This is a genomic window from Streptomyces sp. NPDC001407, assembly GCF_042895325.1.
GTDB lineage: Bacteria > Actinomycetota > Actinomycetes > Streptomycetales > Streptomycetaceae > Streptomyces.
Map to the genome: position 1 here is coordinate 180304 of NZ_JBIAWF010000005.1, position 17664 is coordinate 197967.

A 17664-nucleotide genomic window follows, 5' to 3' on the forward strand; every position below is an offset into this window, starting at 1 on the left:
AGAAGTACAGCAGGGCCGTTCACAGACCCATGAGGAAGTGGTCGAGCACCCGGACGCCGAAGTGCAGCCCGTCGACCGGGACCCGCTCGTCGACCCCGTGGAAGAGCGCCTGGTAGTCGAAACCGGCCGGCAGCCGGACCGGCGCGAAGCCGTAGCCGGCGATGCCCAGGGTGGCGAACTGCTTGGCGTCGGTGCCGCCCGACATGCAGAAGGGCACCACGTGCCCGTCGGGGTCGAAGCGCTCGACGGCCTCCCGCATGCGGGCGAACAGCGGCACGTCGAGGGGGGCTTGCAGGGCGTCGTAGCGGTGGTAGAAGTCCCAGCTCACGTCCGGCCCGGTGAGCTCGTCCATGGTGGCGGCGAACTCCTCCTCGCCGCCCGGCACCGTCCGCCCGTCCACATGCCCGACGGCCGTGCCGGGGATGACGTTGACCTTGTACCCCGCGTTCAGCATCGTCGGGTTGGCGCTGTTGCGCAGCGTCGGGGCGAGCAGCGCGGCGGCCGGGCCCAGCTTGCCGAGCAGGCCCTCCGCGTCGAAGTCGGGGGCGTCCGGGTCGGTGTCGATGCCGTGCAGCGCGGCGATCTCCACCAGTGCCGCCCGCACGGTGGGGGTGAGCCGCAGCGGCCAGCGGTGGTCGCCGATGCGGGTGACGGCGGCGGCGAGCGCGCTCACCGCGTTCTCCGTGTTCACCTTGGAGCCGTGGCCGGCCCTGCCCCGCGCGGTCAGCGTGAGCCAGGCCGTGCCCCGCTCCCCCGCCGCCACCGGATAGAGCCGCAGCCGCGACCCCGCGTGGAAGGTGTACGCGCCGGACTCCCCGATGCCCTCCGTGCAGCCCTCGAAGAGGCCGGGGTGCTCGCCGGCGAGGAACCCGGACCCGAAGACGCCGGTGTCCTCCTCGTCCGCGGTGAAGGCCAGCACGATGTCCCGGCGCGGCCGGACCCCGGCGCGCGCCCAGGCCCGGACGACCGCGAGGACCATCGCGTCCGTGTTCTTCATGTCGATCGCGCCGCGGCCCCACACCACGCCGTCGCGCACCTCGCCGGAGAAGGGGTGGACGGACCACTCGGCGGGTTCGGCGGGTACCACGTCCAGGTGGCCGTGGACGAGCAGGGCGTCGGCGTCCGGGTCGGTGCCGGGGATCCGGGCGACGACGTTGGTCCGGCCGGGCGCCTTCTCCAGCAGGGCGGGCTCCAGGCCCGCCTCGCCCAGCCGCTCGGCCACGTACTCCGCGGCCGGGCGCTCCCGGCAGTCCCCGCCGCCGCGGTTGGTGGTGTCGATGCGGATCAGCTCCGAGGTGAAGCGCACCGCCTCGTCCAGCGCCCGCCCGTCGACCCGCTCCGCTCGGACGCCTGCCCGGCTGTCAGCCATATTCTTCCTCCACGGCGGCCGACACGACGGTCGTGACCGCTTTGAAGCAGCGAATGCCCTCGTACATGGTCGGCGTGGTGTAGGCGACCCGGCGCTCGCCGCTCTGCTCGACGCCCGGCACGCATGTGGCGGCTCCGGCGAGGTGCTCGGCGTCGAACTCCAGCTCCATGCTGACGGGCCCGCCGCGGACCGGCTCGTGCCGCACGGCGAGTGCCACCGCCTCCCGCGCCGCGGCCCTGATCTGCCCGGCCGTGCGCGCCGGGGTGCGGCACACCGCCGCGTACCGCGACACATAGTCCTTGACGGCGACCGAACGGGCCGCCGGGGCATAGCCCTTGGCGTCCTCGCAGGTCCGGTCGTCGCCCGTCACCAGCACCACGGGCACACCGTATTCCGCGACGACCAGAGAGTTGAGCAACCCTTCGCTGGCCCGCGTGCCGTCCACCCATACGCCGGTGAGCGAATTGGCCAGATAGGTGTGCGCGAGGACGCCCTCCGCGCCCGCGGCCGCGTGATAGCCGACGAAGGCGATCCCGTCCACGTCGCCGTGCTGCACGCCCTCGACCATGCTCAGCGACTTGTGCTTGCCGGTGAGCATCTCGGCGCGCTCGGGCAGCTGCTCCAGCAGGAGGTTGCGCATGCTCCAGTGGGCCTCGTTGACGAGGACCTCGTCGGCGCCGCCGTCGAAGAACCCGGTGATCGCGGCGCTCACGTCGGACGTGAACAGGCGGCGGCAGCGCTCCCACTGCGGGGTGCCCGGCAGTACGTCGGCGGGCCAGGTGACGCCGGTGGCGCCTTCCATGTCCGCGGAGATCAGGATCTTCACCATGCGTCAGTCTTATCGCAGGGCGGTGGGGGGCGCACGGGGGGCAGCGGGTATTTCTCCCGCGGCCCGCGGAGGGGGCGGGCAAGGGTCCCGGCCCGCCCCGGCCAAGGCCGCCTGCGCGAGCGGTTGTTCAGCGGCGCGGCGCAGCGCCCACCGACGAGTGAATCCCGCGCGCGGGCCGCGTGGCGTGGATAGCTGGTGGCACCAAGTCCACCGCTTCGTGAGGGGATTCCCCAAATGCGTATCCGCCGTGCCCTGGGCGCCGTCGCGCCCGTCCTGCTGCTCGTCGCCGCGCTCTGCCCGGACGCGCGGGCCGCGAACGGCGCGCTGACCGTGGAGTACGACCGGTGCCAGCCGGGCACCGGCGCGGCCGACACGGTGTGTCTGCACGAGACCGTGCAGCGGCGCACCGAGAACCCCGCGGCCGGCAGGTGTGTCGAGCTGCTCTCCGGCGAGCACACCACGGTCCGCCGGATCACCAACGGGACGAACAGCCGGGCCGTCTATTACTCCGACAACCGCTGCACCAGGCGGCTGGGCACGCTCGCGCCGCGTGCCGCGGCCTCGAACGTCGCGGCCCGCAGCGTGAAGTTCACCAGCTGACGGGCTCGGCGGCCGCCCGGGGCACCGGCGGCCGGCTGCGGAGGCGGCGCAGCATCCGGGCGTCCTGGAAGCCGACCGCGCGGGCGGCCGCCTCCGCGGTCGAGCCCCGGGCCATGAGGTGTTCGGCGCGCTCGACGCGCAGCTCCTGCTGATAACGCAGGGGCGTGAGGCCGGTGGCGGCGGTGAAGCGGCGGGTGAGGGTGCGCTCGCTGAGGCCGCAGGCCGCCGCCAGGTCCGCGAGGCCCAGCCGGTCGGTGAAGCGGGCGTCGATGAGGTCCTGCGCCTGGTGGACGGCGTCGATCAGGTGGGTGCGGTGCCGCAGCATCGCGCTGGCCTGCTGCTCGTCGCCGTTGCGGCGGGCGTAGACCACCATGGAGCGGGCGACGCGGGCGGCAGCGGCGGGTCCGTGCCGGGCGGCCACGAGGTGCAGGGCGAGGTCGATGCCGCTCGCGATCCCGGCGGAGGTGACGACGCGGCCGTCGAGGACGTAGAGCACGTCGCGGACGACCCTCGCCCGGGGGTAGCGCCGGGCGAGTTCGTCCTGGAGGTCGTGGTGGGTGGTGCAGCGGCGGCCGTCGAGCAGGCCCGCCCTGCCGAGGGCGTCCGCGCCCGCGCAGACGCTGGCCACGGTGCCGCCCGCGGTGTGGTGGGCGGCCAGCCGCTCCAGCGTGGCCTCCGCCAGACCCCCGTTCTCGCGGAAGCCGCGCGAGCGCCAGCCCGGGACGACGACGAGGTCGTCGGCGGTCAGCTCGGGCCAGTCGGTGGCGGCCCGCAGCGTCACGCCCTGGGCGGTGGGGACGTCTTCCCGCTCGGCCACGTATCCCACGGTGTAGCCGTGGCCGAGGTCGGCCGCCGTGGAGAAGACCTGGGCGGGCCCCGCGAGGTCCAGCAGATGCAGCTGGGGGGCGAGCAGGAAGACGACCCGTGTCACGATCCGGTCAGCTCCTCGACGGTGGCGATCCTGGCGAAGCGGCCCGCGAGCGCGTACTCCGTACGGGCGACGATCGCGTCCGTGCCCAGGGTACGGGGATCAGCCAGGATCTCATCGAGGCTCCGGCCGGCAGGGGCGTCCCAGTGCTCGATGGGGTGGGTGGCGGTCGCGTCGGTGACGAAGGTGACGCCGTAGCCGAGGTCGGATGCGACGCGGGCGGTGGTCTCGCAGCACTGCTCGGTGCGGATGCCGCTGACGAGCACCTCGCGGATGCCGCGCTCGGTCAGCAGCTGCTGGAGGTTGGTCGTGGTGAAGGCGTTGTGCGAGGTCTTGGTGAGGACGGGCTCCCCCTCCAGCGGCTCCAGGCCGTCGATGGGGCGGGTGAAGCCGAGGGCGGGGTCGAAGACGTTGCCGGTGCCCGGCTCGTGGTGGAGGACCCAGACGACGAGGTCGCCCTTGCTGCGGGCGGCGGCGACCAGGCGGTCGACCTGGCCGACGATCCCGGGGTTCGACACGGCCGCCCAGTTGGGCCGCTGCCGGAAGGATTCCTGGACGTCGATGACGAGGAGTGCGCTGTTCATGTGCTCATCCTCGGGCTGGCGCGGCCCCTCGCCCAAGGCATGATCGGGGCTCGATGCGGAACGATCCGGTCACGTCGGCGGAGCGGCTCACGAGTCCTGGGAGGGGAAGGAGTAGTCGTCCCACAGGGCGCGCTCCCTCTCCAGCGGAGCGCGCTCGACGCGGGGCGTCAGGTTCCAGATCAGCGTGGCCCGGTCCGCGGCCCGGTACGGGCGCCAGCCGGGGGTGCCGAGCCGGGCGAACGCCGCCCAGGCGTCGGTCATCGCGTGCGACAGGCGCGTCAGGGCGGGCCGCTGGGCGCTGACCGTCGCGGGCCCGCGCGGCACCCACCCGAGGTCGAGGTTGCCGAAGACGAAGGGCATCTCCAACTGGTGCATGGCGCCGAGGTTCTGAGCGGCCGGCACGCCCGGCGCGTACGGGACGTGCCAGTCGAATTGGTAGACGTACGTGGGACGCCAGCGGGACTGGGCCTCGGCGAGCCGGAGCGTGGGCACCCGCTCCAGCTGGTCGGTGAGCATGGCGTTCACCACCCGGCCCTCGCTCAGCCCGGGGCGGTCCGCGGCGTAGACGTCGTACATGCGCTGCTTGCGGGCGGCGAGCACGGACGGGAAGAAGGGATAGGAGCGCAGGGGCAGGTCGAGCAGACCCGGAGTGAACAGCGCCCAGAAGTCCGTCTCGTTGGTGTTCGTGCCGGCCATGACGTCGACGTGGCGGGCGCTGCCGGCGGCGATCCGGTCGACGACCGGGCCGGGGACCAGCGAGCCGTCGATGTACGGCGCGAAGAACACGGCGCCGGAGAATCCCGGCAGGCCGTCCCGGGTCTTCTTCTGGAGCTCCAGGATCTGCCGCGTGGAGAGGGCGTTGAGGTCGCCGACGCCGTGGATGCCGCCGAGCGTGAAGACGCGCTCGGCGGCCGTCCGCGCCGAGTGGGCGGTGTGCACGGCGTTCGCGGGGCCGCTCTCGGCGATGGCGCGGCGGAAGAGGCGCTCCGGCCGGTCCCCGGCGAGCAGGGCGTCGACGGAGACGGCGCCCGCCGACTGCCCGAAGACGGTGACGTCGCCCGGGTCGCCGCCGAAGTCGCGGACGTGGTCGTGCACCCAGGAGAGCGCGGCGACCTCGTCCCGCAGGCCGTTGTTGCCCGATCCGGCGTACGAGCGGTCCAGGCGGCCGAGTTCCGTCCAGCCGAGGATGCCCAGGCGGTAGTCGGCCGAGACGACGACGGCGTCGCCGCGTGCCGCGAGGGCGGCGCCGTCGTCCAGGGCGTCGCTCGCGGATTCGTAGATGTCCTCCCCGCCGTGCAGGAAGACCATGACGGGCTTGTGGGTGCCGGGCGCGCGGGAGGACCACACGTTGACGTGCAGGCAGTCCTCGACGCCGCTGCCATCGCCGTCGGAGAGGTCCTGGGGGCACGGCGGCTTCGCCTTGTCGGCCGGGAGGGTGCCCTGCCAGGCGGCGGGCGGCTCGGGCGGGCGGAAGCGGCGGGCGCCGGTGGGCGGCGCGGCGTACGGCACGCCGAGATAGGCACAGACGCCGCTCCTGACCGCGCCCCGCACCGCGCCGAGCGAGGTGCGCGCCCGGCAGTCGGCCGGGGCGACGGCGGTGCCCGCCGCGGGGGCGCTCAGCGCGGCGGTGAGCGCCAGGGCCGTGACGGCCGTGGCCACGGTGCGGCTGGCCCGCCGCCGGCTGTTCCACGGGAACACCAGATCTTCTCCTTCGGCCCTGCCGCGCTCCCGGTTCGGGACCCCGCGGCGCACTCCCGTCCGCCTTCGTCCAGAATCGGTTCACGCGCCGCCCCGGGCCATCACCTGTCCGGGGGAATCCGGGGTACAGATCACCCTGGCGGCGCGTACGGAGCCGACGTGCCCTCACCCACAAGGAGCCCGCTCATGGACAACGCCCCGGTGGCACCCCGCCGTACCCTGCTACGGATGATCACGTTCGGCGGGCTGGTGACGGCGGCCGGGTCCCTGACGGCCGCCTGCGGCAAGGGGAGCGGCAAGGCCTCGGCCGCGTCCTCCGGCTCCCCCGCGAGCGCGGCCGGTTCCGCTTCGGGAGCGGACATGATCATGTTCATCCGGCACGGCGAGAAGCCGAAGGAGAACGGCGACAAGCCGCCCTTCGGCATCACCGAGGACGGCGAGCGGAACGCCCACGCCCTGCTCGTGCGCGGCTGGCAGCGGGCGGGCGCGCTGGTGACGCTCTTCGCCCCCGACAGCGGCGAGCCGCGCGAGGGTCTGCGGCGCCCGGACGCCGTCTACGCCGCGGGCCCCCAGCCGGGCGCGAAGGGGCTGCGGCCGAGCGAGACGGTGGCGCCGGTGGCGGCGAAGCTGGGGGTGCGGACGAACGTCACGTACCGCACCGGTGACGAGAAGGCGCTCGCGAAGGAACTCGCCGGGCGGCACGGCTGCACCCTGGTCTCGTGGGAGCACCACGGCATTGTGGAGATAGTCAAGGCACTGGGCGGGGAGGTGCGGCCCTCCCCGCCCAAGGACTGGCCCGACGCGCGCTTCGACCTGGTGTGGGTGCTGGTGCGGTCGGGATCGGGATGGACGTTCACGCAGGTGCCGCAGCTCCTGCTGGCGGGCGACAGCAAGGACCCGGCCTGAGCGCTCCGCCGGAAGTCCGGTGCGTCATCCGCGGGGCGTGTCATGGCCGTTCGCGCGGTCCGGCTACGTCGGCGAAAGCACCGGACTTCGCCGGGCCCCGCTCAGGATGACTCCGCGCGGCTCGTCACGTACCACCGCGCCGGCAGCTCGACGCGTTCGCCGTCCTCGCGGAACTCCGTCATCGCGAGCGTGATGGCGCCCTCGGCGAGGATCGCGAGGCCCGCCTGCCTGAGCAGTTCCGGGACCTCGCCGTCCGCCACCTCGGCGGGGCGCAGGCCGTGTTTCACGACACGGCTGCCCTTGGGTGACGGACTGTCAGGACGGAGGACGGCCTCCGCCAGCACCTCCTTCGCCGCCTCGGTGAGCTCGACCACGAAGGCGCGGCCCCGCGCACCCGTCAGCTCCGCGACCGCCCGCGCGACCGCCGGGCGGTCCTCGGGGCGGCTCTGGTGGATCACCGCGCGCATATAGACGTTGGCGTCCCCGACCCGCGCGTGGAGCGCGCGCACCGCCTCGGTGTCCGTCAGGTCGAGCCGCTCGAACTCCGCCACGCCCTCGGCATCGGCGCGCCGCGCGTGCTCGACGGCCGCCGCCGAGATGTCGACGCCGACGGCGCGCGGGAAGCGGGTGGCGAGGTAGCGGGTCTGGGTGCCGTTGCCGCAGCCGAGGTCGAGGACCGGCAGGGCGGCGTCGGCGTGCGGGGCGAACAGCTCCAGGTGCGGGACCGCCGTCAGCGAGGGGTCCGCGTCCCAGATCGCGTCCCCCGGGGCGTCGGAGGTCTCCCTCCAGAAGCCTTCCCACGCCTCGGCGTACTGCTGCGATGTGCTCATACACGCTCCCGGACAGTCGGTATGACGGTTCGTCATGATCTTGACTACCGTCGCCCGGCGTGCCGCGGCAAGATCCCCGCTGCTACCGTGCCCGTAATTTCACCGGATGTTCGACCCGGTGCCAGTGGCGCTGACCAGCGACTGCTCGAACCACACTGTTTTGCCCCGGCCCGTGTGGCTCGCGCCCCACTCGCGCGCGAGAGCGCTCACCACCCGCAGCCCGCGCCCGGACTCCGCACCGGGGTCGGCGCCCAGCAGCGCGGGCAGCGCGTGGTCCTCGTCGGTCACCTCGCAGAGCAGCACGTCCGTACGCACCAGGCGCAGGCCCAGCGATGAGGATTCGGTGTGCCGTACGGCGTTGGTGACGAGCTCGCTGACCAGGCTCTCGGCGGTCGGGGCGGCCGCTTCGAGCCCCCACTCGGCGAGTTGGCCGCGCACGAGCCGGCGGGCCCGGCGGACCTCGGCCGGGGCGCGCTCCAGCTGCCACGCGGCCGTGTGCTCGGCGGGGATGCCGTTGAGCCGGGCCATCAGCAGGGCGACGTCGTCCTTGCGGCCTTCGCCGGTGTTGAGGGCGCGGATGATGGTGTCGCAGGCGTCGTCCATGGACGCCGCGGGGTGGGCGGCGGACTCGCAGAGCGCGGCGAGCCCCGCGCCGATGTCCTGGCCGCGGACCTCCACGAGCCCGTCCGTGCACAGCACCAGCCGGTCGCCCGGCGCGACCGGCACGGTCGCGGCCTCGAAGGCCACCCCGCCGACGCCTATGGGCGCGCCCGTGGGCAGGTCGAGCAGCATGCTGCGGCCGTCCGCGGCGCGGACGAGCACGGGCGGGATGTGCCCGGCGTTGGCGATCCGCAGCTCCGAGCGGATCGGGTCGTAGACCGCGTAGAGGCAGGTGGCCAGATAGTGCTCGCCGAGCCGCTGGGCGAGATCGTCGAGGTTGCGCAGCAGCTGCTCGGGCGGCAGGTCGAGGGCGGCCATGGTCTGCACGGCGGTGCGCAACTGGCCCATCATCGCCGCGGAGTTCAGGCCGTGCCCCATGACGTCGCCGACGACGAGGGCGGTGCGCGAGCCGGGCAGCTTGATGCTGTCGAACCAGTCGCCGCCCACCCGGCCCAGGCGGGTGCCCGGCAGATAGCGAGTGGCGGTGTCGCAGCCGGCCATGCGCGGGGTGAGCTGCGGGAGCATGCTGTCCTGGAGCGTGTCGGCGACGTTCTCCTGGTAGGTGTACATGCGGGCGTTGTCGAGGACGAGCCCGGCGCGCGCGGCGAGTTCGGCGCCGGTCGTGCGGTCCATGTCGTCGAAGGGGGTGCGCCCGTCGCGGCGCATGAGGACCATGAAGCCGAGGACGACGTCGCGTGCCTTGAGGGGCACGACCAGCATCGACCTGCCGTTGATGAGCGGCCGCAGGTCCCGCTTCTCGAACTGGCCGGAGATGCGGTTGGCCAGCTCCTCGCCGATGCGCGGGATGAGCACCGGCTCGCCGGTGACCATGCACTGGAAGAACGGGGTGTGTTCGGGGAAGGCGATGGCCTCGCCGACGGGCACGGTGTCGTCCCAGCGGCCCGGTTCGTCGTTGTGCTCGACCCAGACGCGGTGCCAGACGGTGGTGACGTCGGGCGGGCCGTCGGGGAAGCCCTCGCCCGCGAGGACGGCGGCGCGCAGGTGCGTGCCCGCGAAGTCGGTGAAGCGGGGCACGGCCGCGCTGGTGACCTCGCGGATGGTGCGGGCCAGGTCGAGCGAGGTGCCGATGGAGCCGCTGACCTCGTTGAGGAACTCCAGCCGCTCCCGTACGGCCGCGTATTCGAGGTCCGGCGCGTCGGCGGGGTCCACCGGGGCGGCCGGGCCCCGCGGGCGCGGTGCGGCGGTGGCGGTACGGGCGGCACGCCGGGCCTCGCGCTCGGCGTATTTCGGGGTGCCCCAGTCGGGGGTGACCGGGACCCGCTGGTGCTGGCTGAACTCCAGTACCGGATAGCCCAGTTCGAGGACCTGGGAGACGATGCGGCCGCTGAGGGCGGGGCCCATGTTCGGCAGGATGTCGGGGAGCCGGTCGGCGAGGCTCTCGCCGTCGGGCAGCGTGGTGTGCGGGGCGAAGCCGGGGAACACCTGCTCCCGGGCGGAGGAGCGGAAGGGCCCGGCGTCGGCGGCGAGGACCAGCAGCCGCTCCTCGCCGGGCCCGGCGAGCGGATAGGCCCACCACAGCACCTCGACGGGCCCGCGCTCGGGGGAGTGCGAGCGGGCCCGTCCGGCGCTGGGGTAACCGGTGGCGCCGTCGGCCGCGGCGCGGCCGAGCCGGGCGTCGAGGCCGGTGCCGCGGTGGCCGTCGTCGGGATCCTCGTGCAGGGCGCCGCCGATGGGCATGAGGTCGGCGGCGGGGGCGCCGACGGCCTCGTCACGGTCGTATCCGAACAGCTTGCGGGCGCCCGTGCTCCAGTGGGTCACCTGGCCGGCGGACCCCACGACGACCACAGCGAGCGGGATCCGTCCGGGGACGGGCGTGCCATGGTGCATGGGCGGGTGCTCCTTATGGTTTGCGCCACCGTCTCACTACCGTAGGGGGCACGGGGCGGCCCGTGTGCGGAATCGGCGGAACCGAAGCGCTCCGCCGGAAGTGCGGTCCGGCCGCCGCGGGTTCCGGTGGGAGTGACCACGCCCGCGTGACGTCACAGGCCCGCGCCCCTCGCGGGGCGCGTTACCGCACTTCGGCGAGGCCGCTTCAGTCCGCGTGGCCCAGCTGGAGGTCCCGCTCCGTGCGGCCGCCGCCCGCGACCTGGAGGACCGTGGCCACCGGGGGGTAGCCCGCCGCGATGACCGTGTACTCACCGGCGGACAGGTCCACGAAGCGGAACGCCCCGTCCGCCCCCGTGGCCGCAGAGTCGACGACGTTGCCCGCGGCGTCCAGCAGCGTCACGCGCGCGTCCTCCACGGGCCGGCCACCGCCCGCCCGGACGACGCCACGCAGCACCGCGCCGCCGGCCAGCTCGATGTCCTGGCGGGTCTCGCGGCAGGACTGGACGGTCACCGGCAGGGCCGCCGGCCGGAAGGCGGGGGCGCTGGAGGCGAGGGTGTACTCCCCGGCGACCAACTCCGAGATCACATAGCCCCCTTCGCGCCCGGTGCGGGTGGTGGAGACGACCTCACCGTGCACATTGGTGAGGGTGACGAGCGCGTCGCGCACGGGGTTGCCGTCGGGGGTGAGCACGGTGCCGGCGAGGCGGCCGGCGCCGCCCAGGACCACGTCGAGCTCGATGGGCCGCTCGCCGATGGTCACGGTGACCGCCTGCGGCTGGTGCCCGCCGGCCGCGGCGATGAGGACGTACGAGCCGGTGCCCGGCGTGCTCAGCGCGTACCGCCCGTCCTCCCCGCTCGCGCCGCGTCCGATCTGCTGGCCGCGGACGTCGATGAGCGTGAGGGCGGCGCGCGGCACGGTGGTGCCGTCGGGGTGCTGGACGGTACCGGTGACGGGGATGCCCGCGACGAAGTGCGCCGGGCCGTCCGACGGTTCGGCGCGCGCGGACGGGATGACGGGGGCTTCGGGGGCGTTGTGGGACACCAGGGGTTTCTCTTTCAGCAGGAAGGCGAGCAGAAAACCGAGGATGAGCACCGGTACGAGATAGAGGAAGATCCGCGGCATGGCGTCCGCGTAGGCCCGTACATAGCCGTCGCGGACGGCCTCGGGCAGGGCGCGCACCAGCTGCGGGGTGATCGAGTCGGGCGAGGGCAGCCCGGCGCGGTGGGGCAGTTCGGCGTGCAGCCTGTCGGCGAGGCGGCGGGCGAAGAGGGTGCCGAAGACGGCGGCGCCGACCGAACCGCCGATCTGCCGGAAGTAGTTGTTGGCGCTGGTGGCGGTGCCGAGGTCGGCGGGGTGGACGGAGTTCTGCACGGCGAGGACGAGGACGGGCAGGGCGAGTCCGACGCCGGTGCCGAGGATGCCCATCCAGAGGCTGTAGACGGCCCGCGGGGTGTGGGTGTCGAGGTGGGAGAGGTAGTACATGCCCACGGCGGAGACGGCGCCGCCGATGAGGGGGAAGGGCTTGCAGCGGCCGGTGCGGCTGATGAGCTGGCCGGTGACGAGGGAGGCCAGCACGACCCCGCCCATCATCGGGAGCATCAGCAGCCCGGACTCGGTGGCGTCCGCCCCGTCGACCATCTGGAGGAAGGTCGGCAGATAGCTGGCGGCGCCGAAGAGGCCGACGCCCATGGCCGCGCCGACGAGGCCGCAGACGTTGAAGACCGGGTCGCGGAAGAGGTGCGGCGGAATGATCGGTTCCGTGGCGATGTGCTCGACCACGACGAACAGCAGGGCGGTGCCGAGCGCGGCCGACGCGAGCCCGACGATGACGCGCGAGCGCCACTCGTACTCCGTGCCGCCCCAGGTGGTCAGCAGCACCAGGCAGGTCGAGAAGGCCATCAGCAGCAGCGCGCCGAGGACGTCGAAGCGGCCCCTGCGGAAGCGCACCGGGAGTTTGAGGCCCACGGCGACGACGAGGAAGGTGATGAGGCCGAAGGGGATGTTGACGTAGAAGCACCAGCGCCAGGAGGCGTGGTCGGTGAAGAAGCCGCCGAGCAGGGGCCCGGCGACGGAGGCGAGGCCGAAGGCGGCGCCGATGACGCCCATGAAGCGGCCGCGCTCCCGCGGCGGGACGATGTCGGCGATGATCGCCTGGACGCCGATCAGCAGCCCGCCGCCGCCGACGCCCTGGAGGACGCGGAAGGCGATGAGCTGGTTCATGGTGGCGGCGTGCCCGGCGAGCGCGGAGCCCGCGACGAAGACGACGATCGCGAAGAGGAAGACCCCCTTGCGCCCGCAGAGGTCACCGAGCTTGCCGTAGACCGGCAGCACCGCCGTGGAACTCAGCAGATAGGCGGTGACGGCCCAGGACATCCGGTCCAGGCCGTGCAGCTCCCCCACGATCTTGGGGAGGGCGGTGGCGACGATCGTCTGGTCGAGCGCGGCGAGGAGAAGCGCGAGCATCAGGCCGACGAAGACGACGCGGACGCGGGCCGGGCCGGGCCGGGGGACGTGGTGCGCGGGGGCCGGGCCGGCCGCGGGGAGGGCGGGCGGTGGGCCGTCGCCGTGCGCGAGGGCCGCGCCCTGGTCCCGCAGGGCCGGGGACGGTGGTCCCTCGCTCTGCACCAAGGTGGTCCCGAATGTGGTCCCGCCCACGTACGACTCCCCTCATCGCGCCTGCATCGCCGCCCTTTTCTCGCATTTGGCAACAACGGCTAGCAAGCGCGGTGATTGACCGGAGAGTGCCCTCTGTGCGGCTTTCGCGCCGGTCGGAGGCATACGAGGCACGGTGGGAGGGTTGGGGAAACCACCCGAAACGGTGAAGCCCGGACCGTTGCGGTCCGGGCTTCCACCGACTGTTCTCGCGTAGTTCCAGGGCTGGTTCGCGCGCGGCGGCCCCTTCTTCACAGCTGTCGCGCGGCTACTTCTCCACCTCGGCGGCGAGCTTGGCGAGCACGGCGTCGTAGATGCGGCCGAGGCCCTTGGGGGCGAAGGTGCGCTCGAAGAACCCGCCGACGCCGCCCGCCCCGTTCCACACGGTGGTGACGACGACCCTGGCCTTGCCCTCGCCCGCCGGGGTGACGGTCCAGGTGGTGACCATCGAGGAGTTGAGGTCCTTCTCGACCAGCTGCCCGGTGGTCGGCTCGGTGACGTCCAGCAGGCAGTCGCGGACGCGCTTGCTGGTGGCCTGGAGCTTCCAGTGCACCTGGGTGCCCTCGCCGTCGCCGCCCTCGCGCACCTCGTACTCGCTGAAGTGCTCGGGCAGCAGCTTGGCGCGGGTGCCGCTGTAGTCGGCGAGCGCGTCGAACACCTCCTCCGGGTCCGCCGCGATGATCCGCTCCGTGGTGGCCTCGACCTGGCCCATGGCTGTCCTCCCGGACGTCGTGCGTAGTCCCTGCGGGGGTCAGCCAACCACCAACGCGACGGGCGCCCAAATCCTCCCCGGCCGGGCGCGGCCGGAAGACGTCCGGAGCGCGGTGCCTCACGCCAGGCGCTCGAGCGCCTCGCCCGCGGCCGCGCGGAGGCGGTCGTGGGCGCGGGCCGCCACCAGGGCGTCCTCGGCGCGGCGGTCGCCCAGGGCGCCGAGGCCCTCGACGCAGGCGCGGGCGACGGGCCAGCAGTGGTCCCGGGCGGCGAGCAGCCGCTCCAGGGTGGCGAGCAGGGCCGGCACGGACTCCGGGGCGCGCAGTTCGGTGAGCAGGCGGACGGGGTGCAGGGCGTAGGCGGTGCGTAAGGGATTGGTGGCGAGGGCGGCGGCGGCACGGGCCGTGCGGGGGTCGCCGAGCCGGGCGAGGACGAAGGCGGCGGTGGCGCACCGCACCGGCTCGCGGTAGTTGAGGAGGAGCACCAGGGTCTCGAAGGCGCGCCGGTCACCCTCCGCGCCCAGCGCGAAGGCGGCGATCTCCCGCGCCCACAGCGGGCGTTCGGGGGCCACCAGGATGGCGGCGAGCTCGTCGCGGCGCCCGTCGCGGGAGGAGCGGACGAGCGCGAGCAGGCGCTCGTAGGCCGCGAACTCGGTGGGGCTGACCAGTTCGGCACGCACCCGCTTCAGCAAGGCGCGAAATTCCTCTTCCATTGCCCGCTCTCCTCCCCGAGTGGCCTGAACCACATCGTAAGTCGCACGCCCCTCCCCTGGTGCTCTTGGTTACCGTTGAGTTAATCTCCCGGCAAGAGCAGCACCCCTGCTCGGGCGGCCTGGTGACGCAGCCGCCGCACATGTGATGCCGGTTCGTCGGTTCGGCACATCCCATTACGGCCCGGCCCCGGGACAGGGCCGGCCGGTCAGCTCAACTCCCTTTCCGTGGGCCCTCCTTACCCGTACCCGGAAATCCCACGGCCGTCGCGGGCCGCCACGGTCCGCGCACCCGACCGGCACTCAACCGACGTATCCCCCGCGCACGGGGAACACTTTCTGGAGTCTCGCGATGGACCGTACGTCCACCCCTGAGTCTGTCCCCTCCCGGCCGGGACCCTCCGGCCCCGCCCTCCGCACCGTCGCCGTGGTCGGCCTCGGCACCATGGGCACCGGCATCGCCGAAGTGCTGGCCCTGGCCGGCCGCGAGGTCATCGGCATCGACGTCTCCGAGGCTGCGGCCGCGCACGCCGTCCGCGCCCTGGAGGCCGCGACCGCCCGCGCGGTGCGGCGCGAGCGGATCACCGAGGAGGAGCGGCGGGCCGCGCTGGCCCGCTTCCGCACCTCCCACGAGCTCGCGGCCGCGGCCGAAGCCGATCTCGTCATCGAGGTGGTGCCGGAGGACTACGCCCTCAAGCACGAGGTCTTCACCGCCCTCGACGCCGTCGTGCGGCCGGACACCATCCTGGCGACGGGCACCAACGCCCTGTCCGTGACCCGGCTCGCCGCCGACTCCGCCCGCCCCGAGCGCGTGCTGGGCCTGCACTTCTTCAACCCGGCCCCGGCGATGCGGCTGGTGGAGGTCGTCTCCTCGGTGCTCACCGCGCCCGCCGCCGTCACGGCCGTCACCGAGCTCGCCCGCGAGCTGGGCAAGGAGCCGGTCGCGGTCGGCGACCGGCCCGGTTTCGTGGCCGACGGGCTGCTGTTCGGCTATCTCAACCAGGCGGCCGCGATGTACGAGTCGCGCTACGCCACCCGCGAGGACATCGACGCGGCCATGCGGCTGGGCTGCGGCCTGCCGATGGGCCCGCTCGCCCTGCTCGACCTGATCGGCGTCGACACCGCCCGCACGGTGCTGGAGGCGATGTACGCCGCCTCCCGCGACCGGCTGCACGCGCCCGCGCCCATCCTCGGCCAGCTCGCCGAGGCGGGGCTGACCGGCCGCAAGTCCGGCCGCGGGTTCTATACGTACGAGGCGCCGGACTCGGCGGTCGTCGTGCCGGACGAACGGACGCCGGGCAGCGTCGCGCAGGGCGGCGGCGAGGTGCGCGAGGTGCGTGCCGTGGGCGTCGCGGGCTCGGGCACGATGGCGAGCGGCATCGCGGAGGTCTTCGCGAAGGCGGGGTACGCGGTGGTCCTCGCGGCCCGGACGGCGGAGAAGGCCGAGGCGGCGAAGGCGCGGATCGCGGGGTCCCTGGCCCGCTCGGTGGAGAAGGGCAGGCTGACGCCGGCGGAACGGGACGCCGCGCTGGCCGCGATCACCCCGGCGGGCTCGCTGGACGCCTTCGCGGAGGTGGACCTGGCCGTCGAGGCGGTGGCGGAGGATCTGGCCGTCAAGCAGCAGCTGTTCGCGGCGCTGGACAAGGTCTGCAGGCCGGGCGCGATCCTGGCCACCACCACCTCGTCGCTGCCGGTGATCGCCTGCGCCCGTGCCACCGGCCGGCCGCGAGACGTCGTCGGGATGCACTTCTTCAACCCGGCGCCCGCGATGAAGCTGGTGGAGGTGGTGCGCACGGTCCTCACCGGTGACGACGTGCACGCCACCGTCCGGGCGGTGTGCGCCCGCGTCCGCAAGCATCCGGTGGACTGCGGGGACCGTGCGGGCTTCATCGTGAACGCGCTGCTCTTCCCGTACCTCAACAACGCGATCAAGATGGTGCAGGAGCACTACGCGACGCTCGACGACATCGACGCCGCGATGAAGCTGGGCGGCGGCTATCCGATGGGCCCCTTCGAGCTCCTGGACGTGGTCGGCCTCGATGTGTCGCTGGCCATCGAGAAGGTCCTGCACCGCGAGTTCCGCGACCCGGGGCTCGCGCCGGCACCGCTGCTGGAGCACCTGGTCGCGGCGGGGTGCCTGGGCCGCAAGACAGGGCGCGGCTTCCGTGAGTACGCCCGGCGCTGACCGCTGCGTGCGGGTCGACGGCGTGGGGTGGGGCGGGCTGCTCGAACCGGCCGCCGGTCCGCCCCGGCACGCCCATACGGACGCGTGTTACGTTCCCCACATGCCCCAGCCCGCCAAGGCCGCCCGCACCCCGCGTCCGCCCGCCGACGCATCCCGAGAGCCGCGCACCGCCGCCGACAGCCCGGGCAGCCGCCGCGCGGCGGCCCAGCGGCTCACCATGCGCCGCAAACTCGCCGCGGCCGCGATGGAGTTGTTCGCGACCAAGGGTTACGAGGCCACGACCGTCGACGAGATCGCGGCCGCGGCCGGGGTCGCCCGGCGGACCTTCTTCCGGCACTTCCGCTCCAAGGAAGAGGCGATCTTCCCCGACCACGACGACACGCTCGTCCGGGCGGCGGGCGTGCTCGACGCCGCCCCCTCCCACGAGAACCCGCTGGACACCGTCTGCCGGGGGATCAAGGAGGTCATGCGGATGTACGCGGCCTCCCCCGCGGTCTCCGTGGAGCGCTACCGCCTGACCCGCGAGGTGCCCGCCCTGCGGGAGCGCGAGATCGCCTCGGTGGCCCGCTACGAGCGGCTGTTCACCCGCTATCTCCTGGGGCACTTCGACGAGAGCGCCCACCACGTGGGCGACGACGACCCGTTGCTCGCCGAGGTCGCCGCCTCGGCCGTGGTCACCGCGCACAACCACGTGCTGCGGCGCTGGCTGCGCGGCGGCGGCGAGGGCGATGTGGAGACCCAGCTCGACCACGCCTTCGCCATCGTGCGGGAGACGTTCGGCACCGGCATCGGAGCGGGCCGTTCCGCCCAGGGCGCCCCGGCCGCCACGGCGCGGGCCGAGGGCGAGGTGCTGGTCACGGTGGCCCGTACGGACGCGCCGCTCGGCGAGGTCATGCGCGCCATCGAGAAGGCTCTCAAGAAAAACTGACCCTCCATAACCTCCTATAACTCGACAGTTCAGGACATTCAAGGCGGCCGCCCGGGACAGGGTGGCCGCCTTTTCTTGCCCATGCGTGCCCTCCGGATGACATCTGAGAGAAATTGTTGGCACTCGGTGTCTTGTCCCCTGGCACGCGGTGCCACTACCTTGTGGGTGTCCGGGCGGCCGGCGCGCAGACTCAACCGTCGTGCGCCGGCTGTCCCCACAAGCACTC

At 73.6% G+C, this 17664-nt stretch carries 14 protein-coding genes; 4 read left to right on the top strand and 10 right to left on the bottom strand.

Annotated features, from left to right (window positions below; all coding sequences use genetic code 11):
- Window positions 1–19: 19 nt before the first annotated feature.
- Complete coding sequence (locus tag ACFY1P_RS10040; RefSeq protein ID WP_361524842.1) at window positions 20–1369, bottom strand: M20/M25/M40 family metallo-hydrolase; 1350 nt, start codon at window positions 1367–1369, stop codon at window positions 20–22.
- The gene (locus tag ACFY1P_RS10045) at window positions 1362–2195 is read right to left on the bottom strand and encodes a M55 family metallopeptidase (protein WP_361524916.1); all 834 of its coding nucleotides are present in this window, start codon (window positions 2193–2195) and stop codon (window positions 1362–1364) included. Before ACFY1P_RS10045 ends, ACFY1P_RS10040 begins: the two co-directional genes overlap by 8 nt.
- A 237-nt stretch (window positions 2196–2432) precedes the next feature.
- On the opposite strand from ACFY1P_RS10045, the gene ACFY1P_RS10050 reads away from it, so the two are divergent.
- Window positions 2433–2798 (top strand): hypothetical protein, encoded by a 366-nt coding sequence (locus ACFY1P_RS10050; protein ID WP_361524845.1) that lies wholly within the window; start codon window positions 2433–2435, stop codon window positions 2796–2798.
- Here the strand turns inward: ACFY1P_RS10050 and ACFY1P_RS10055 are convergent.
- From ACFY1P_RS10055 to ACFY1P_RS10065, 3 genes are all read right to left on the bottom strand, one after another.
- Entirely contained in the window at window positions 2788–3729 is a 942-nt protein-coding gene (locus ACFY1P_RS10055) for a GlxA family transcriptional regulator (protein ID WP_390750366.1), read from the bottom strand. The two genes, ACFY1P_RS10050 and ACFY1P_RS10055, sit on opposite strands and share 11 nt — an antisense overlap.
- Window positions 3726–4310: an isochorismatase family protein gene (locus ACFY1P_RS10060; RefSeq protein ID WP_361524850.1), complete on the bottom strand. Its 585-nt coding sequence runs from the start codon at window positions 4308–4310 to the stop codon at window positions 3726–3728. The genes ACFY1P_RS10055 and ACFY1P_RS10060 overlap by 4 nt, the downstream gene beginning before the upstream one ends.
- 87 nt (window positions 4311–4397) lie before the next feature.
- Window positions 4398–6008: a carboxylesterase/lipase family protein gene (locus tag ACFY1P_RS10065; RefSeq protein ID WP_390750367.1), complete on the bottom strand. Its 1611-nt coding sequence runs from the start codon at window positions 6006–6008 to the stop codon at window positions 4398–4400.
- 186 nt (window positions 6009–6194) lie between these two features.
- Between ACFY1P_RS10065 and ACFY1P_RS10070 the strand changes: the two genes are divergently transcribed.
- Window positions 6195–6914 (top strand): hypothetical protein, encoded by a 720-nt coding sequence (locus ACFY1P_RS10070; RefSeq protein ID WP_390750368.1) that lies wholly within the window; start codon window positions 6195–6197, stop codon window positions 6912–6914.
- Window positions 6915–7015: 101 nt separating this feature from the next.
- Here the strand turns inward: ACFY1P_RS10070 and ACFY1P_RS10075 are convergent, their stop codons facing one another.
- The 5 genes from ACFY1P_RS10075 to ACFY1P_RS10095 all read right to left on the bottom strand — a co-directional run bounded on the left by ACFY1P_RS10075 (window position 7016) and on the right by ACFY1P_RS10095 (window position 14328).
- Window positions 7016–7744: a class I SAM-dependent methyltransferase gene (locus ACFY1P_RS10075; RefSeq protein ID WP_361524858.1), complete on the bottom strand. Its 729-nt coding sequence runs from the start codon at window positions 7742–7744 to the stop codon at window positions 7016–7018.
- A gap of 99 nt (window positions 7745–7843) precedes the next feature.
- Window positions 7844–10252 carry a SpoIIE family protein phosphatase gene (locus ACFY1P_RS10080; RefSeq protein ID WP_390750369.1) on the bottom strand — a complete coding sequence of 803 codons (2409 nt, stop codon included), beginning with the start codon at window positions 10250–10252 and terminating at the stop codon, window positions 7844–7846.
- Between the two features lie 205 nt (window positions 10253–10457).
- Entirely contained in the window at window positions 10458–12848 is a 2391-nt protein-coding gene (locus ACFY1P_RS10085) for an MFS transporter (protein WP_390750469.1), read from the bottom strand.
- A gap of 325 nt (window positions 12849–13173) precedes the next feature.
- A complete protein-coding gene (locus ACFY1P_RS10090) occupies window positions 13174–13617 on the bottom strand; it encodes an SRPBCC family protein (RefSeq protein ID WP_361524867.1) in 444 nt (147 codons plus the stop codon).
- Between the two features lie 117 nt (window positions 13618–13734).
- Entirely contained in the window at window positions 13735–14328 is a 594-nt protein-coding gene (locus ACFY1P_RS10095) for a HEAT repeat domain-containing protein (RefSeq protein ID WP_361524870.1), read from the bottom strand.
- 349 nt (window positions 14329–14677) lie between these two features.
- Here ACFY1P_RS10095 and ACFY1P_RS10100 point away from each other — a divergent pair, with 349 nt between their 5' ends.
- Both ACFY1P_RS10100 and ACFY1P_RS10105 read left to right on the top strand, forming a co-directional pair.
- Complete coding sequence (locus tag ACFY1P_RS10100; RefSeq protein ID WP_361524872.1) at window positions 14678–16510, top strand: 3-hydroxybutyryl-CoA dehydrogenase; 1833 nt, start codon at window positions 14678–14680, stop codon at window positions 16508–16510.
- Window positions 16511–16610: 100 nt separating this feature from the next.
- Window positions 16611–17438 carry a TetR family transcriptional regulator gene (locus ACFY1P_RS10105; protein ID WP_361524875.1) on the top strand — a complete coding sequence of 276 codons (828 nt, stop codon included), beginning with the start codon at window positions 16611–16613 and terminating at the stop codon, window positions 17436–17438.
- Window positions 17439–17664 lie beyond the last annotated feature (226 nt).